Source organism: Swaminathania salitolerans, from assembly GCF_007988945.1.
GTDB lineage: Bacteria > Pseudomonadota > Alphaproteobacteria > Acetobacterales > Acetobacteraceae > Swaminathania > Swaminathania salitolerans.
The window spans coordinates 277,948-293,852 of the sequence record NZ_BJVC01000003.1 but is presented as its reverse complement, the minus strand read 5'-3'; the positions used below and the strand labels follow the sequence as shown (position 1 = coordinate 293,852).

At 64.1% G+C, this 15,905-nt stretch carries 15 protein-coding genes; 10 read left to right on the top strand and 5 right to left on the bottom strand.

Going from position 1 to position 15,905, the window contains the following annotated elements; genetic code table 11:
- Positions 1-75: 75 nt before the first annotated feature.
- Both SSA02_RS08515 and SSA02_RS08510 read right to left on the bottom strand, forming a co-directional pair.
- Positions 76-849 carry an adenosylcobinamide-GDP ribazoletransferase gene (locus SSA02_RS08515; RefSeq protein WP_147093631.1) on the bottom strand — a complete coding sequence of 258 codons (774 nt, stop codon included), beginning with the start codon at positions 847-849 and terminating at the stop codon, positions 76-78.
- Positions 850-1,872 (bottom strand): nicotinate-nucleotide--dimethylbenzimidazole phosphoribosyltransferase, encoded by a 1,023-nt coding sequence (locus SSA02_RS08510; RefSeq protein ID WP_246103747.1) that lies wholly within the window; start codon positions 1,870-1,872, stop codon positions 850-852.
- A 48-nt stretch (positions 1,873-1,920) separates the two neighbouring features.
- On the opposite strand from SSA02_RS08510, the gene cobU reads away from it, so the two are divergent.
- From cobU to SSA02_RS08495, 3 genes are read left to right on the top strand one after another with little or no spacing between them, the layout of a single operon-like run.
- The gene (cobU, locus tag SSA02_RS08505) at positions 1,921-2,415 is read left to right on the top strand and encodes a bifunctional adenosylcobinamide kinase/adenosylcobinamide-phosphate guanylyltransferase (RefSeq protein WP_147093630.1); all 495 of its coding nucleotides are present in this window, start codon (positions 1,921-1,923) and stop codon (positions 2,413-2,415) included.
- Positions 2,412-3,014 (top strand): cob(I)yrinic acid a,c-diamide adenosyltransferase, encoded by a 603-nt coding sequence (gene cobO, locus SSA02_RS08500; RefSeq protein ID WP_147093629.1) that lies wholly within the window; start codon positions 2,412-2,414, stop codon positions 3,012-3,014. The genes cobU and cobO overlap by 4 nt, the downstream gene beginning before the upstream one ends.
- A 14-nt stretch (positions 3,015-3,028) precedes the next feature.
- A complete protein-coding gene (locus SSA02_RS08495; protein WP_147093628.1) occupies positions 3,029-4,474 on the top strand; it encodes a cobyric acid synthase in 1,446 nt (481 codons plus the stop codon).
- 5 nt (positions 4,475-4,479) lie between these two features.
- Here SSA02_RS08495 and SSA02_RS08490 read toward each other — a convergent pair whose 3' ends face one another.
- On the bottom strand, positions 4,480-4,956 hold the full coding sequence (locus SSA02_RS08490; RefSeq protein ID WP_147093627.1) for a hypothetical protein: 477 nt from the start codon (positions 4,954-4,956) through the stop codon (positions 4,480-4,482).
- 233 nt (positions 4,957-5,189) lie between these two features.
- Between SSA02_RS08490 and SSA02_RS08485 the strand changes: the two genes are divergently transcribed.
- Positions 5,190-6,167 (top strand): LysR family transcriptional regulator, encoded by a 978-nt coding sequence (locus SSA02_RS08485; protein WP_147093626.1) that lies wholly within the window; start codon positions 5,190-5,192, stop codon positions 6,165-6,167.
- A 175-nt stretch (positions 6,168-6,342) separates the two neighbouring features.
- Here SSA02_RS08485 and bluB read toward each other — a convergent pair whose 3' ends face one another.
- Positions 6,343-6,981 carry a 5,6-dimethylbenzimidazole synthase gene (gene bluB, locus SSA02_RS08480; protein WP_147093625.1) on the bottom strand — a complete coding sequence of 213 codons (639 nt, stop codon included), beginning with the start codon at positions 6,979-6,981 and terminating at the stop codon, positions 6,343-6,345.
- A complete protein-coding gene (gene cbiB / locus SSA02_RS08475) occupies positions 6,978-7,943 on the bottom strand; it encodes an adenosylcobinamide-phosphate synthase CbiB (protein WP_147093624.1) in 966 nt (321 codons plus the stop codon). Before cbiB ends, bluB begins: the two co-directional genes overlap by 4 nt.
- A 326-nt stretch (positions 7,944-8,269) precedes the next feature.
- On the opposite strand from cbiB, the gene SSA02_RS08470 reads away from it, so the two are divergent.
- The 6 genes from SSA02_RS08470 (at position 8,270) to hfq (ending at position 15,895) form a co-directional block, all read left to right on the top strand.
- Positions 8,270-9,370, top strand: coding sequence for an aminotransferase class I/II-fold pyridoxal phosphate-dependent enzyme (locus SSA02_RS08470; RefSeq protein WP_186807734.1), 1,101 nt, complete (start codon positions 8,270-8,272; stop codon positions 9,368-9,370).
- A gap of 114 nt (positions 9,371-9,484) precedes the next feature.
- Complete coding sequence (gene dusB / locus SSA02_RS08465) at positions 9,485-10,579, top strand: tRNA dihydrouridine synthase DusB (protein ID WP_147093622.1); 1,095 nt, start codon at positions 9,485-9,487, stop codon at positions 10,577-10,579.
- A gap of 62 nt (positions 10,580-10,641) precedes the next feature.
- Positions 10,642-11,571, top strand: coding sequence for a helix-turn-helix domain-containing protein (locus tag SSA02_RS08460; RefSeq protein ID WP_147093621.1), 930 nt, complete (start codon positions 10,642-10,644; stop codon positions 11,569-11,571).
- On the top strand, positions 11,568-13,967 hold the full coding sequence (locus SSA02_RS08455) for a sensor histidine kinase NtrY-like (protein WP_147093620.1): 2,400 nt from the start codon (positions 11,568-11,570) through the stop codon (positions 13,965-13,967). The genes SSA02_RS08460 and SSA02_RS08455 overlap by 4 nt, the downstream gene beginning before the upstream one ends.
- 20 nt (positions 13,968-13,987) lie before the next feature.
- The gene (gene ntrX / locus SSA02_RS08450; RefSeq protein WP_147093619.1) at positions 13,988-15,373 is read left to right on the top strand and encodes a nitrogen assimilation response regulator NtrX; all 1,386 of its coding nucleotides are present in this window, start codon (positions 13,988-13,990) and stop codon (positions 15,371-15,373) included.
- A 291-nt stretch (positions 15,374-15,664) separates the two neighbouring features.
- Positions 15,665-15,895, top strand: a complete 231-nt coding sequence (gene hfq, locus SSA02_RS12925; RefSeq protein ID WP_246103771.1) for an RNA chaperone Hfq — start codon at positions 15,665-15,667, stop codon at positions 15,893-15,895.
- Positions 15,896-15,905: the final 10 nt, after the last annotated feature.

Genomic DNA, 15,905 nt, shown 5'->3' with positions numbered 1-15,905 from the left:
CTGCCTGAAAACGCCGAGGTTAGCCCAGGCCGTGTCCCTGCACCACCCGCAGCCCTGCAGATCGCCCCGACCGGGTCAGAACGGGAGTCGGCCGAAACCGCTGAGGCTGGCGCCTGTCAGGACGGTCAGTTCGGCCGCAATCGCCGTAGCGCCGAGAACGTCGCCGGTATATCCCCCGACAAGACGATGGGCCAGCCGCGAAATGCCGAGCGCGGCAAGGCAGGCCACGAGGAAAAGGGACAATGCGCCGAGAGCGGAGAGCGAGTCGGCGATGAGGCCCGTCATGCAGATGGCGATCAGGAGACTTCTCGCGGGAAGATGGCGCAGCTGATGGGCGAGCCCGTCGGGGCGTGCCGGCCCGAGCCACAGGACCGGCAACATCAGCGCAAGCCGGGAAAAGGCTCCGGCAGTCATCAGGACCGAGATGACGTGAACCGGGGCGCTGGCCAGCGTTGTCATGGTGCCGGCACGAAGGAGAAGCACAACCCCGAGGGCGAGGGCGCCATAGCTTCCGACCCGGCTGTCGCGCATGATCTCGAGGCGTCGCTCCACGCTGCGCCCGCCGAACATGCCATCGACGCTGTCGGCGAAGCCATCCTCGTGCAGCGCGCCGGTCAGGAGAAGCTGGAAGGTGATGGCCCAGCCCGCGGCAACGATCGGCGGCATGCCGAGCGCGATGCAGCCCACCAGAACGAGACCGGTCGCAGCGCCGATCGCCCCGCCGATCAGGGGCCAGCACCAGCTCGAGCGCGCCAGATTGAAGCGCGCGTCATGCGTGTAGAACCATCCTGTCGGAAGCCGGGTGAGCAGGCTGACTCCTGCGGCGAGATCGGCGCGAATAGGCAGCATCTATCTGGCGGATATCCGGTTGGTTCCGTCGGCGATGGCAACATCGTCGAAAGAGGCCATGCCAGTGTGGCAGGCGATGGCAGCCCGCACAAGAGGAATGGCGAGCGCTGCTCCGGAGCCTTCGCCGAGCCGCAATGCGAGGTCCAGCAACGGCGAAAGGCCGAGCTTCGCGGAAAGGCTCCGGTGACCCTGCTCGTTGGAGTAATGGGCGATACGGACGTGAGCGAGACCATCCTCAGCGCAGAGGGCCAGCGGCGCGACGGCAGCGGTCACGACGAACCCGTCGAGCAGGACGGGGATGCGGCGATGTCTCGCGGCCAGGGCAGCCCCGAGCAGCGCGGCGAGTTCCCATCCGCCGTAGAGGCGCGCCAGGGTGAGCGGGTCGTGATCGCGCCCGTGCAGGGCGAGGGCACGATCGATGGCGCTGATCTTCCGCCTGATGCCGCTCTCGTCCAGACCCGCGCCCAGACCCGCCCAGTCGCGCCCCTCACCCCCGAACAGGGCGGCAGACAGAGCAGCGGCGACCGTGGTGTTTCCGATACCCATTTCACCCAGAGCGAGCAGGTCGCATGTTTCGGGTACGGCATCGTATCCGAGAGAGACCGCCTCCAGAAACTGGGCTTCGGACAAGGCAGGCGCGCGGGTGATGTCGTTCGTCGCCTTCAGCCCGTTGACGGGGATCACGTGGAGAGCGGCATCGGCACAGCGTGCAAGCTGGTTGATGGCCGCACCGCCGCGATCGAAATTGCCGACCATCGATGCGGTCACGCTTCCCGGCCAGGACGAGACGCCCTGGGCCAGAACGCCGTGATTGCCCGCGAAGACGCACAGGGCCGCTGTGTCCAGGCTCAGGGGGCGCCAGGAGCCGAACCAGGCAACCAGATCCTCGAGGGTCCCGAGACTGCCCTGGGGTTTGGTAAGAATCGCCTCGCGCGCCCGAATCGCGGCGCGCGCACCGTTATCGGGTTGGGGCAGGTTGTGGCAGGCATGCGAAAGCGCATCCATGGAGCGAAAACGTGACATTGCGCCTTTCTGTTGGGATAACCGCTGTCCTGCAAGAGGAACCCTGTCATGAACTGCATTCTTGTGCTCGGAGGGGCACGCTCTGGCAAGAGTCGTCACGCCGAATCGCTGGTCACCGCCGAACCCGGACCGTGGCGCTACGTGGCGACCGGCCGCGCCTGGGACGACGAGATGCGTCTGCGTATCGATGCGCATCGCAGCCAGCGTGGAACGGGATGGAATACGGTCGAGGCGCCTGTCGATCTTGTTTCTCCCCTGCAATGTCCGGAACCGGTTCTGATAGATTGCACGACCTTATGGCTCACCAATTTAATTTTGAATGAAGATGACGTCGCCTCGGCAACGGATCGTCTTCTCGAGGCCCTCTTCAGACGCTCGGCCCTGACCGTTCTGGTCGGCAACGAAGTCGGCTCGGGAATCGTCCCGGAAAACGCTCTTGCACGACGATTTCGTGACGAGGCGGGCCTTCTCCATCAGAAACTCGCGCGGCACGCACGGCGCGTTCTTTTCGTCGTGGCCGGCTATGCACTGGATATGAAATGACTGACGAGGCAGACAGACACCGGGAAAAGATGAAGCGCCGCAAGAGTGTGCAGGATGCCGAAGTCGCGGAAAAGACGATCGAGAAAGGCGTTCTCGCCGTTCATACCGGGCCGGGAAAGGGCAAATCGACCGCCGCTTTCGGTCTGGCCCTGAGGATGCTCGGCTACGGTCGCAAGGTCGCGATCGTGCAGTTCATCAAGGGGGCGTGGGATACGGGCGAGAGACGGGCGCTCGAGGCCTTCGGTCCGCTGGTGTCGTTCCAGGCGCTCGGCGAGGGGTTCACCTGGGAAACGCAGGATCGCGCCCGTGACATGGAGGCCTGTCGCAGGGCGTGGGACCAGGCGCGGACGATGCTGGCCCGGGAGGATGTCGCGCTCGTGATTCTCGACGAGCTCAATATCGCCCTCCGCTATGGCTATCTGGACGAAGAGACGGTCATGCCGCCCCTCGTTGCGCGGCCTTTCCGCCAGCATGTGGTGATTACGGGTCGTAATGCCCCGTCATGGCTTGTCGAGGCGGCGGATCTGGTTACGGAAATGACCCTCGTCAAACATCATTTTCGCGCAGGCGTCCGGGCGCAGCAGGGGTTCGAGTTTTGAGCGCTGCGGGGCTGATGTTCCAGGGGACCGGCTCGAATGTCGGAAAATCCGTGCTGGTGGCCGGGCTTGCGCGTGCGCTGACCCGCCGGGGGTACCGGGTGCGCCCCTTCAAGCCCCAGAACATGTCGAACAACGCCGCAGTCACGGCGGATGGCGGAGAGATCGGGCGGGCACAGGCTCTTCAGGCGCAGGCCTGCGGCGTTGCGCCGAGTGTCCACATGAACCCCGTGCTTCTCAAGCCGGTCTCGGAACAGGGCGCACAGATCGTCGTTCAGGGGCGGGTCTGGGGGCAGAGCCGTGCGCGCGCCTATCAGACGACCAAACCCTTGCTCATGCCCTATGTGAAAGAGAGCTACGAGCGGTTGCGCGCCGAGTGCGATATCGTGCTCGTCGAAGGGGCGGGCTCCGCCTCCGAGGTCAATCTGCGTTGCAACGACATCGCGAATATGGGGTTTGCCGAAGCGGTCGATCTTCCGGTCATCCTGATCGGCGATATCGACCGGGGCGGCGTTATCGCGAGCCTTGTCGGGACCTCCGCGGTCCTGACGCCCGGAGACGCGTCACGGATACGCGGGTTCATCGTCAACCGGATGCGGGGGGACCCGGCTCTTTTCGAGAGCGGGATGAGCTTCATAGCCGGGCGGACAGGCTGGACGCCTTTCGGTCTCGTTCCTTTCCTGCCGCATCTTGGCGCGTTGCCTGCCGAGGATACGGGGGATCTGACGCCGGGATGGCAGGGCGAGGGTGCGTTCCGGATCGTCGTCCCCCTCATGCCCATGATCTCCAATTTCGACGATCTGGACCCGTTGCGCACGGAGGCGGGTATTTCCTTTGCCTTCATTCCCCCGGGAACGGCATTGCCACCTTGCGACCTCGTGATCCTGCCGGGTTCGAAGGCGACGATCGCCGATCTGGATTTCCTGCGCGCACAGGGCTGGGATATCGATCTGAAGGCCCATCATCGCAGGGGCGGGCGTATTCTCGGTATTTGCGGCGGGTTCCAGATGCTGGGGCAGCGTATTGCAGATCCGGAGGGAATAGAGGGCCACGCGACCTCCCGCCCCGGGCTCGGCTATCTGGATATGGAGACGCGCCTGACGGGTGCAAAAACCGTCCGGTCGGTCGAGGCCTGTCTTCTTCCCGGGCGACAACGTCTCGGCGGATATGAAATCCATGCAGGGGTCACGCAGGGCCCCGCCTTGTCGCGGCCGGTCATGCAATTCGATGACGGCCGTCTCGATGGGGCGATATCGGAAGACGGCCGGGTTGCCGGAACCTATCTTCACGGTGTCTTCAGCCTCGCCTCATCCCGGCAGGCGCTGTTGGGAGACGCGATCTCCGCTTCGCAGGATACACCGGATCACGCAATGCGCGTCGATCTGGCGCTCGACTGTCTCGCCGATCATCTCGAGCAGCATGTCGGTATCGACCGGATGATCGACGCCTTCCTCCCCGTCTGAACCCGTCAGGATATCCGGCTTTCCGGGGCCTCGTCCGGGAGCAGCATGCGCACGTAATTCGAGGTGTCGAGCATCACGCCGAACTCGCGAACGCCGTATGGGTCGCCTTTCACCGAGAGGCACATGGGAGCATTTACGCTGGCGCGATGGCCGTTCGGGAGGAAAACACGACTGATGTCTTCGGTCTGGTTCCAGACGACGCGGATCGACACGGGCTTTTCCGGTTCCTGCGTGAGAAGGGAGGTATCGGCCCGCAGGAAAGAAATGGCGTCTCCGACACAATCGGGTTCATTCCGGCCAGGAGGGTTATTCGCGCATTCCTGATGAAATGCCCGATCCTCGAATACGAACTTGGACTCATAATATTCGTTCCTGCCGGACGATATGTTGCTTGCGAAGACAGAGCGTTCGCAATCTGAATTCCAGCAATTAGCGTTCGATTCGGATGTATGAAACGTATCATTGTAATCGTGCATGTCCATCTCCCATCTTCGCCAAAAATATGGATGCCGCTCTCCGGGGACTTCTATGAATACATGAAAAACTATGACGGCACCATGCTTGTATAACGATGTGTAACGAAAACCAACTTGGAGTGTTTCGTGATTGATAATTTTTTTACGAAGGCGAGAATTCGCCGAATGGGCGAGCGAACGCAAGCGAAGATTCTGCAACGAACTGTTCGTTTTTCCCGAACGAGGCAAGAGTCGTTTTCATGAGAAAAAAGATAAACTTCAATAGTATAACCTACTTTATGTCGGTCGTTGACGCAGGGTCGATCACGGGTGCCGCCCGTACCCTCGGGGTGTCAAAAAGCGTGATAAGCAAACAGATCAGCGATCTGGAGGCGCTCTTACAAACCAATCTCCTGATCCGGACACCGAAACAGCTGTTACCCTCCCGGGCGGGAGAGGCGTTCTATCGCCGGTGTCTGGCGGGGGTCGAAGCCATCGAGTCGGCTTATCTCGATGCGCAGGATCACGGATCGATCCCGCAGGGAGAACTCAGGATCCTCGCCAATTCTGCCTATGGGAAATATGTGCTCCTGCCGGTGGTCCATGCCTTCTCGGCGCGTTATCCCGCCTGTACGGTCCGGTTTGTGCTTTCGGACGATCTGTCGGAACAGGAGCAGACCTGGTTCGACCTCGCGATAAGAACGCGCCCCCTCGACGATCCTTCGCTTCACGTAAGGCGGATCGACAGCTTCGAACGGCGTCTCGTCGTTGCCGCAGCCCATGTCGAGCGGTTCGGATGCGTCGATGGTTTCGAGCGTCTGGCGGAGCTCCCCTTCATCGGATATGTGAACCATCTCGGTCAGGCGGGGTGGAGTTTCACCAACGGGACCGATCAGCGTCATCTCGTTCTCGAGCCTGCTCTCTCCGTCTCCCCGGTCAGCGTGGTGCTCGACAGCCTTCTCGAGGGCTATGGCTATTCGATCCTGCCGAGCTTCATTTACGATCACCCGGCCTTTCGCCCGAAACTGCGCCTCATTCTTCCGGAATGGTCGGCAGAGACGGGAAGTGTCTACGCTTATACCTATCCTTCACGACAACGTTCCGCTGCGGTGAAGGTCTTTCTCGAATGGGTCGCCTGCGCCGTCCAGGGGCTTCCCTTTCCGGACCCGCCGACGAATGCGATCCGGACAGGCAACGCCTTGCGCGTGAACCCATCCGCCCCTCATGCCGACATCTGAATTGTTTGCATGACGCGCTCGTTCGGGGCGATCATGCGCGGCGATTCCCTGAAAAAAACGACGCGCGTCCGTTGAAGATGAGGTCCGGACATATCTCCATCACGGAGCGGTTGAGCGAGCGCAGAGAGGCTTGTGCTTCGTGCGGCTAGCCCCGCCCGCCCGCGAAGGCCGGGTCCTAGCGTCTGATCCAGTGGCGACGTTCCGCACAGCGTTGTTCCCACCCGCGTCGCTCGAGTTCGGGTGTGCCGTGATCCTGCTCCGGATAACCGACACAGAGATAGGCCATGAACTGCCATTCGGGTTCGGCCTCGAGAATGGTCTTCATCCGGTCCGGATCGAGGATCGAAACCCAGCCAAGACCGACATTCTGCGCCTGTGCGGCGAGCCAGAAGCTGTGAATCGCCATGACGGCGGACCAGTGCACCGTCTCGGGCATGGTCAGACGTCCGAGGCCGCGCCCCTGGGCAGGATCGGGGTCGCAGAAGACGGCGACGTGGTGGGGCGCATCGTCGAGCCCGGCAAGCTTCAGCCTGGCATAAGCCGCGCTGTCGCCTTCGTCCCGACGGGCCAGGGCTTCGGCATTGCAGCGCGTGAATTCCGCCTTGACCGCCTCGCGGCGTCCTGCGTCATCGACCCGCATGAATCGCCAGGGCTGGCTGAGCCCGACCGAAGGCGTGGCGCAGGTCAGGTCGAGCAGGTGATCGAGAACCGGCTCCGGCACGGGGTCGCGTCGGAAATGGCGCACGTCGCGCCGCCAGAGGAAGAGCTCGTCGAGTTTCTTGCGGAATTCCGGATCGAATACTGGAGCAGTCATGCGCGCATTCCTATCAGCAAGCCGAGAAGGCAGGCTCCCAGTATCACGCATGCGAGGCGGTAGAGCACCAGAGCTCCGGCGAGATCCTCGGGCCTCGCCTCGGATCGTCCGCACCCCATCCAGGAATCGGGAACCACGACACCACCATAATGCCGGGGACCCGCCAGACGCAAAACAAGGGCCCCTGCCATGGCTGCCTCGGGCCAACCGGCATTGGGCGAGCGATGGCGGCGCGCGTCGCGCCACACGGACCGAATCGCACCGGGTGCCGAATACCGGCACAGGAAAGCGGCCAGTATCAGCAGGAGGGCGGTCAGACGCGATGCCGGAATGTTGACGCAATCGTCGCACAGCGCCGCTGCCCGCCCGAAATCGGCATGGCGTGGCGTGAGATGGCCGATCATGCTGTCTGCGGTATTGATCGCCTTGTAGGCGACGATACCGGGGAGCCCCAGAACGGCGAGCCAGAAGACCGGGGCGACCACGCCATCGGAGAAATTCTCGGCCAGACTCTCGATCGCAGCCCTGATCACGCCCGCCTCGTCGAGCGTTTCCGGATCTCTCCCCACGATCTGCGAGACGGCCCTGCGCCCGCCCTCCAGCCCAGCCGATCGCAGGGCGGTCCATACCGCCCGCACATGGGTGTAAAGGGATCTCTGGGCGATCAGTGTGCTGGCGGCCATGGCTTCGATCAGGAGGCAGACCGGCTCGGGCAGCGCGGCGTGCAGAACGGTCCGGGCGGCCATCGTCATCGTGACGGGCAGGGCGACGATCAGGACCAGCGCGATGAGCCCCGCCATACGGGAGGCAGGCACGCTGGCCTGTCGGTTGAGTCTGCGATCGAGAAGCGCGATCCAGCGACCCATCCAGGTGACGGGATGGCCGATTGCGGAAAACAGCCGTCCGGGATAGCCGAACAGGCTTTCGATACATACGGCACACAGGGTCAGGAGAGGGAACATCGATTTCAATGACGGCCAGAAAGGATAAAACCAGTAGGGATAAAACCGGACGGGACAGAAGCAGGAAGGATGAAACGGAAGGCGTGCCGGAGGACAGAGCCGGGAACGGGCCCCGGAACAGGCCCCGGAACAGGCCCCGGATCTCGTCGGGTGCCTCGCCCCGGGACATGAAGGAGGACGCGGCGCGCGATGAGCGGAGCGCTGTGCCGGGCCAGCTATCGGATAGGATCCGGGATACGGCAACGGAGGATTTCGCGGATAACGGGTCGGGTGGCGCGATGACGGGTGAGGCGGGTCGGAGGAAGCAGGACGAGGGAGACGATAGCATGACGCCCTGGCCCGTCCATGGCGGAAGGCTCAGCGATCTGGCCCGGTTCTATCCGCAGGCACCCCAGCCATGGATCGATCTGTCGACCGGGATCAATCCCCATGCCTATCCGTTCTCGCCGCTTCCTTCCTCTGCGTTCCGGCGACTTCCGGATCCACGCGAGGAGGCACGGCTCATAGGGGAGGCCGCGCGGTGTTACGGTGTCGAGCCGTCCTGCGTTCTGGCCGGGCCGGGCACGCAATGCCTCATCGGCATGCTCGCGCGTATTCTGGCAGAAAATCCGGCGTCACGCATGATCCGTATCGTCGAGCCGACCTATAGCGGACACGCGGAAGCATGGCGTGCGGCAGGCGCCCGGGTTGCCGCTCTGGCCTGGGGGGACGACCTGTCTCCCGGCGAGAAGGGGGCGATCACCGTTCTCTGTTCCCCCAATAATCCGACAGGTCATGCGCTCGACCTGTCTGCCGTCAGGACGCTGGCCGATGCCCATGGCCGCCTCGACGGTCTCCTGATCGTCGATGAGGCGTTTGCCGATTTCGAACCGCAGAGCGCCGCATCGCTTCTTCCCCATCCGGCCCTCATCGTCTGTCGGTCGTTCGGCAAGGCCTATGGGCTGGCCGGTCTGCGTCTGGGGTTTCTGCTCGGCAGTCATCCCGCGATCGGGGTGCTGCGCAGGATGATGGGCCCGTGGGCGGTCAACACCCCGGCCTGCCTGATCGCAAGCGAGGCGCTTGCAGACACGGCGTGGCGCGAAACCATGAAACGGCGCGTCGAAACCGAGATGACGGCCCTGTGCGCCGTGATGCGCGCGGCGGGACTGGTCCATATCGGCGGCACCTCGCTTTTTGCGCTTTTCCGCTGCACCGACGCGCCCGGGGGAATGCGCCCGGAAACGCATGACGAGACGAGCGGGAAGACGGCCGGGAAGACGACCGGAGAGACGACCGCAGAGACTTCGGGAGCGGCATTCCGGCTCTGGTCGCATCTTGCCTCAGCCGGGATTCTGGTCCGTCGTTTCGCGTGGGACGAGACCGTTCTGCGCTTCGGCCTTCCCGAGGACGCCGCCGCACTCGACCGTCTCCGGGTGGCGCTGGGCTGACCGGGCGGCGCACGTTCCGTCTCCCTTCCGGGTCGCGTTTCCGGGCTGCGTTTCCGGGCGCTGCGCGATCTTCGATTGCACCGGGCTTCTCGCCCCGGTATCCTGCGGGGCATCATGACCAGTCCCGTTTCCCCCGCTCCGGCCAAGGCGAGTCGCGCTTTGCCACTCCCTTCGCTCGATCTGGGCAATGGCGTGGTGATCGACACGCCTGTCATCCTCGCGCCGATGTCAGGCGTCACGGATCTGCCGTTCCGCCAGCTCGCCCGCGAGCTCGGCGCCGGTCTCGTCGTCTCGGAAATGATCGCCTCCTGGGCGATGGTCCGCGAGAACGAGAACACCCTGCGCATGGCCCGGAATGCGGAGAACGGGCCGAACTCCGTCCAGCTTGCCGGATGCGACCCCGAGGCGATGGCGCAGGCGGCGCGGATCGCGGTCGATCAGGGCGCGGATATCATCGACATCAATTTCGGCTGCCCCGTAAAGAAAGTGGCCGTGGGTCAGTCGGCGGGCTCGGCCCTCATGAGAGACGAGCGCAAGGCCGCGGCGCTGCTCGAGGCCACGGTCAGGGCCGTTCCGGTGCCGGTAACGCTCAAGATGCGCATGGGGTGGGACCATGAGTCCCTCAATGCCCCCGTTCTGGCGAAGATTGCCGAGGATGTGGGGATCCGCATGGTGACGGTCCATGGTCGGACCCGCCAGATGTTCTATAACGGCACCGCGGACTGGCATTTCGTGCGCCAGGTCAAGGACAGCGTTCGTATTCCCGTCATCGTCAATGGCGATATCGTGGCCATTCGCCATGCCCGTGCGGCGCTCGAGGCCTCCGGCGCCGATGGGGTGATGATCGGTCGCGGCTGTTACGGTCGTCCCTGGTTTCTCGCACAGGTTGCCCGGTCGCTGCGTTCGGGTGTCGACATGCCGGACCCCGATCTGGCGACCGAGAAGGAAATCGTCCTGCGTCATTACCGGATGATGCTCGACCATTTCGGCGAGCGCCCGGGGCTGCGTCTCGCCCGCAAGCATGTCTCATGGTATTCCCATGGCCTGCCCGGCTCGGCTGCATTCAGGGCCGCCATCAATCGCATGGACCGGGCAGAAGACGTGATCGACCATCTCGTCGCCTTCTACGACCGGGCCGTGGAAGAGGGCGTTGTGCGCAATCGTGAGGCGGCTCATGATCCTGCCGGCTCCCTGGGCGAAGCGGCCTGAATGACGGGTCCTATCCCGGCCCCCCGCCCGCGCGCCATCCGTCGCGACCGGCGACGGCAGGCGTGACGCATCGCGGATCCGTCTCCCGCGATTTCGACGGGGCGTCAGATGCCATTCGTGCGTTCCGGAAGGCCGTTCTCCTCCGGTGCCGTCGGGAAACGGTGCATGGATTCATCGGCGAGACCGGCACCGGAAAAACCCGGGCCGCACGGATGCTCTGGACCTGCTCCGGACATTCCGGCCGTCTCGTTCCGGTTGCCGACCGGGACGGCCTCGACGAGGCGCTGTCCGATCCGGAAACGGGCGGTATCCTGCTCGACGAGATCGGGACGCACGATCCGGCGCTTCGCCTCCGGCTCCGTGCCTTTCTTCATGCAGAGGGGGCCGATCCCGCTGCGGACAGAACCCCGGTGCTGATCGTCACGAGTTCCTGGCCTCTTTCCCGCCTCGTGCAGGATGGCCGTCTCGAGGCGGGTCTCGCGCGCCGGATTGCGCCGCATTGCCTGTCTCTTCCGACCGTGGGAGAGCGGCAGGAGGATATGGCCGCCCTGTGCAGCGACTGGCTGGGGCAGGACGGGACGGGGTGTCGCCTCGACGAGGCCTGTCTCGCCTGGATCGGCGCCCAGGACTGGCCCGGAAATTTCCGCCAGATCCGGCAGCTTCTCTATCAGGCGGCCCAGATGGAGCCCGATACGGTGATTCCGGTCTCGCGGCTCGCCGCGCTGCATCGCATCGGGGCAGGCGCCGAATGCGTCTCCTTCCAGGGGTTGATGGCGCGTTTCCTGCCCTCCATGCTCGATCTGGAGAGCGGCACGCAGGGCACCCTGCATGCCCGTGTCCTCGCCGAGGTGGAACGTCCCCTTTTCAGCCTCGTTCTCAAGGCGACCGATGGCAACCAGCTTCGGGCTGCGGCACTTCTGGGTCTCAACAGGAATACGCTGCGCAAACGTCTCCAGCTTCTCGGAATCGAAACGGGCCGGTCCAGATCATGACAAGTGACGTTTCCTCTGCGACCGGTTTGCGGTCCCTCTTCCGGCGGCTCGTCCGGCGTGTCAGTCGGCTCAAGACGGCCATGATCCTGATCTGCGCCGCGCTGGTGCTCGTTTTCACGACCTTCGTCGTTCTCGCGGGGGGGCTTTCTCTCGCCTATCGTCCCCAGATCGAGGCGATCGTCTTCCTGCTCGATTTTCTCGTGCTGATGCTGCTCGGGGCTGCCGTCATCATCCGCGTGGGGCGGATGCTGGCCGAGCGGCGCACGGGTCTGGCCGGGGCGCGGCTGCATGTGCGGCTCATCACCCTGTTCGGTGTCGTCGCCGTTGCCCCCACGGTGATCATCGGCGCGCTTGCAGCGCTGTTCTTCCATTTCGGGATCCAGATATGGTTCTCCAACCGGGTGAACACCGCGCTGACCGAGGCGCGCGACGTGGCCGCGGGCTATCTGCAGGAGCATAACGACAATATCCGCACCGAGGCCTTCGCGCTCGCCAACATCATCATCACGGCAGAAAACGACGAGATGTACCGGCACGGGATCGATCTGATGCGTGAGCCGGCCCAGCTCTCGATGATGCTGGATGTCGAGGCGACAGAGCGCGGGCTGAACGAGGCGGTCGTCTTCGACTCCTATACCAACAAGGTCGTCGCTTCCGGCGGCCTGGCGGCGCTCCAGGGCAAGCAGCTCGCCCTGCCGCCGAAGGATGCGACGACTCTGGCCCGGACCAACGATGTGGCCATTCTCGACTCCCCGGACGAGAAGACCGTGCGTGCGGTTGTCAGCCTCGGGCCGAGTTCGGGGCTGATGCTGGTCATCACCCGGCCGGTGGACGCGAAAATTCTCGAGCACATGCATCATACCGATGCGGTGGTGTCGGAATATCAGAGGCTGAACGCGCATCGTTCGGCCATCCAGATCAGCTTCGTGCTCATTTTCGCGCTGCTCGGAATGCTGGTTCTCAGCGTCGGCATGTTGACGGGGCTTGTTCTGGCCAACCAGATCACCCAGCCGCTGGGTCTTCTCATCCTGGCCGCGCGGCGTGTCAGCGAGGGGGATCTCAGCGTCCGGGTTCCCGAGGCGCGCGGACGCAATTCCTTCCGCGACGACGAGGTCGGCACCCTGTCCCGGGCCTTCAACCGCATGACGGATCAGCTCTCCACCCAGCGCAAGGAGCTGATGGTGGCGTACGAGCAGATCGACGAGCGGCGGCGTTTTACCGAAACGGTTCTGTCCGGTGTCTCTGCCGGGGTGATCGGGCTCGATCCGGCCCAGCGGGTCGAGCTGCCCAACCGGGCGGCCTCCCGGTTGCTCCAGCGCGATCTGGAATCCTGTGGCGGCGAGCCCCTGCGCGATCTGGTCCCGGAATTTGCGCAGATGCTCGATCTCGCCCGCGTGGAGCCCGGCCAGGCCCATACGGCCGAGATCCAGATCGACGCGCCGGAGAAAGCCGGTGTTCTGGGTGACGGGCCGAGCGTCGGGACATCGGGTCGCACCTTGCTCGTTCGTGTCGTTGGCGAGCAGGGAAGCGATACGGCGCCCGGCTATGTGGTCACCTTCGACGACATCACGGCGCTGCTTGCCGCACAGAGAAAGGCAGCCTGGGCCGATGTGGCGCGTCGTATCGCGCATGAGATCAAGAACCCCCTGACACCGATCCAGCTTTCGGCCGAGCGTCTCAAGCGGCGTTTCCTGCGCGAGATCGGATCGGATCCCGAGACGTTCAGCCAGTGCGTCGATACGATCGTCCGGCATGTGGGCGATATCGGTCGCATGGTGGACGAGTTCTCGTCTTTCGCCCGGATGCCGCAGCCCGTGCTGCGCGACGAGGATCTCTCGCGGCTCGTGCGCGAGGCGCTCGTCCTCCAGCGCAACGCACATCCGGAAATCGTCTATGTGACGGAGGGGCTCCCCGCCCAGGGGCCTGTGGTGCGCTGCGATCGCCGGTTGATGGGACAGGCCCTGACGAATCTCCTGCAGAATGCGGCGGATGCCATCGCGATGCGGGCACGGGAGACGGAGGGCGACCCCGGACCGGATACGGGCGAGGGCGAATCCGCAGAGACGCTGGGCCGGATCCTCGTCTCGCTCGTCATCCAGGGGGAGGAGGCCGTCGTGCAGGTCATCGATGACGGGATCGGTTTGCCTTCCATCGACAGGCATCGCTTGACGGAACCGTATATCACGCACAAACCGAAGGGCACGGGGCTCGGGCTCGCAATCGTCAAGAAGATCATGGAGGATCATGCAGGTGGCATCAGGCTGGAGGACCGACCTGACGGACGGGGTACCGTCTCGACGCTCACCCTGCCTGTGCGTGAGCACGTCGCCGGTCAGGGTACCGGGCGAAGTGCCGGGCAGGCGGTCGGGCGGACGGATGCAGACGAGAGGCAATGAAACGCAGGTGAGGGGTGCGCATGGAGCATGAAATCCTGATCGTCGATGACGAGCCGGATATCCGGCTTCTCATCGAAGGGCTCCTTCGCGACGAGGGATACGAAACGCGCGTCGCCGCCAATTCGGATCAGGCGCTCGCCGCGTTCCGGGCACGTCGCCCCTCGCTCGTCATTCTCGATATCTGGCTCCAGGGCTCGCGTCTTGACGGAATCGATCTGCTCAAGGCGATCAAGGCCGAGGAGCCGGGCCTCCCCGTGGTCATGATCTCGGGGCATGGCACGATCGAAACGGCGGTTTCGAGCCTGCAACACGGGGCTTACGACTTCATCGAGAAGCCGTTCCAGACCGATCGTCTCATCGTGGTCGCCCAGCGCGCACTCGAGGCGGCGCGGCTCGAGAGGGAAAATGCGGAGCTGCGTCTCCGCTCCGGCGCGGAGACCGCCCTTTTCGGTGACGGGCCGGGCATCAGCGCCGTGCGCAACCAGATCGATCGCGTCGCACCGACGAATTCCCGGGTGCTCATCACCGGTCCCGCAGGGTCGGGAAAGGAAATCGCCGCACGCATGGTCCATGCGCGTTCCCGTCGGGCGAGCGGTCCTTTCATCGCGCTCAACTGCGCGACCCTCGCTCCCAACCGGTTCGAGGAGGAGCTTTTCGGAATCGAGGGACAGGCCGAGGGCGTGATGCGGCGCACCGGCGTTCTGGAACGGGCGCACAAGGGCACGCTTCTCCTCGACGAGGTGGCCGACATGCCTCTCGAGACCCAGGGCAAGATCGTCCGGGCGCTTCAGGACCAGACCTTCGAGCGTCTGGGCGGTTCGACACGGGTGAAGGTCGATGTGCGGGTGATTGCCAGCACGAACCGGGATCTCCAGGGTGAAATCTCGCTCGGGCGGTTCCGGGAAGACCTCTATTACCGGCTGGCGGTCGTGCCGCTGCGTCTGCCCTCACTGCGCGAGCGGCGGGAGGACATACCGGCTCTGGCGCAGCATTTCCTCCAGCGTTGCGCGGAAAATGCCGGGCTTGCGCCGCGCGAGCTGTCCGTGGACGCCCTGGCCGCGCTTCAGTCCTATGAATGGCCCGGAAATATCCGCGAGTTGCGCAATCTGATGGAGCGTCTGCTCATCATGATGCCCAACGGGCAGGATCTGATCCGGGCGGACATGCTGCCCAGCACCGTGAGTCAGGGCGCACCGTCCATGACGCGGCTCGATGCCGGTGCCGATGTCATGGCGCTCCCATTGCGCGAGGCCCGGGATCTGTTCGAGACGCAGTATCTCCAGGTTCAGCTCCTGCGTTTCGGCGGCAATATCAGCCGAACCGCCAATTTCGTGGGAATGGAGCGCAGTGCCCTGCATCGCAAACTCAAGCAGCTGGGCGTCACGCCGGAAGATCGGACCCTCTAGCGCCCGCAGCACCCGCACGGCGCCCGGGACCGGGCGTGCCGGAAGTTCGAAGCGAAAACCCGATTTCAACGAAACTGTGTCAGAAGAAGGGAGCCGGAGAAAGGTCTCGTGCGTTTCTCTCCCGGCCCCCCGATGCGGGGATCCGTCGAAACCGCAAAACAAAGAAGATCAATCTTGGCCAGAGCGAACCCCTCCTCACCCGATCAGCTTTCTCCCGGCCCGTCCTCCCGGGCCTCGTCCGTCGGAAGCGCGGCTTCAGCATCTTTTCCCGAATGCGCATCGGAGGATAGCGTGCAGGATCTCTTTCTCCGTCATCTCCAGCATCACGGCTTCCCCGTGACGGTGTTTCTCGTCAACGGCGTCAAGTTGCAGGGCGTGATCCCGCGCTTCGACAACGATACGATCATCCTGAGGCGTGACGGCCATACGCAGCTCGTCTACAAACATGCGGTGAGCACGATCATGCCGGTCGCACCGCTTGCGCTTTTCGCGCAGGACGGCGACGAGCCGATCGAGAACTGAGAGCGAGAGT

Excerpts from the sequence above, each read along its gene's own strand:
- SSA02_RS08515 (WP_147093631.1), bottom strand. The coding sequence starts at position 849 with ATGCTGCCTATTCGCGCCGATCTCGCCGCAGGAGTCAGCCTGCTCACC.
- SSA02_RS08510 (WP_246103747.1), bottom strand. The coding sequence starts at position 1,872 with ATGTCACGTTTTCGCTCCATGGATGCGCTTTCGCATGCCTGCCACAAC.
- cobU (WP_147093630.1), top strand. The coding sequence starts at position 1,921 with ATGAACTGCATTCTTGTGCTCGGAGGGGCACGCTCTGGCAAGAGTCGT.
- cobO (WP_147093629.1), top strand. The coding sequence starts at position 2,412 with ATGACTGACGAGGCAGACAGACACCGGGAAAAGATGAAGCGCCGCAAG.
- SSA02_RS08495 (WP_147093628.1), top strand. The coding sequence starts at position 3,029 with ATGTTCCAGGGGACCGGCTCGAATGTCGGAAAATCCGTGCTGGTGGCC.
- SSA02_RS08490 (WP_147093627.1), bottom strand. The coding sequence starts at position 4,956 with ATGGACATGCACGATTACAATGATACGTTTCATACATCCGAATCGAAC.
- SSA02_RS08485 (WP_147093626.1), top strand. The coding sequence starts at position 5,190 with ATGAGAAAAAAGATAAACTTCAATAGTATAACCTACTTTATGTCGGTC.
- bluB (WP_147093625.1), bottom strand. The coding sequence starts at position 6,981 with ATGACTGCTCCAGTATTCGATCCGGAATTCCGCAAGAAACTCGACGAG.
- cbiB (WP_147093624.1), bottom strand. The coding sequence starts at position 7,943 with ATGTTCCCTCTCCTGACCCTGTGTGCCGTATGTATCGAAAGCCTGTTC.
- SSA02_RS08470 (WP_186807734.1), top strand. The coding sequence starts at position 8,270 with ATGACGCCCTGGCCCGTCCATGGCGGAAGGCTCAGCGATCTGGCCCGG.
- dusB (WP_147093622.1), top strand. The coding sequence starts at position 9,485 with ATGACCAGTCCCGTTTCCCCCGCTCCGGCCAAGGCGAGTCGCGCTTTG.
- SSA02_RS08455 (WP_147093620.1), top strand. The coding sequence starts at position 11,568 with ATGACAAGTGACGTTTCCTCTGCGACCGGTTTGCGGTCCCTCTTCCGG.
- ntrX (WP_147093619.1), top strand. The coding sequence starts at position 13,988 with ATGGAGCATGAAATCCTGATCGTCGATGACGAGCCGGATATCCGGCTT.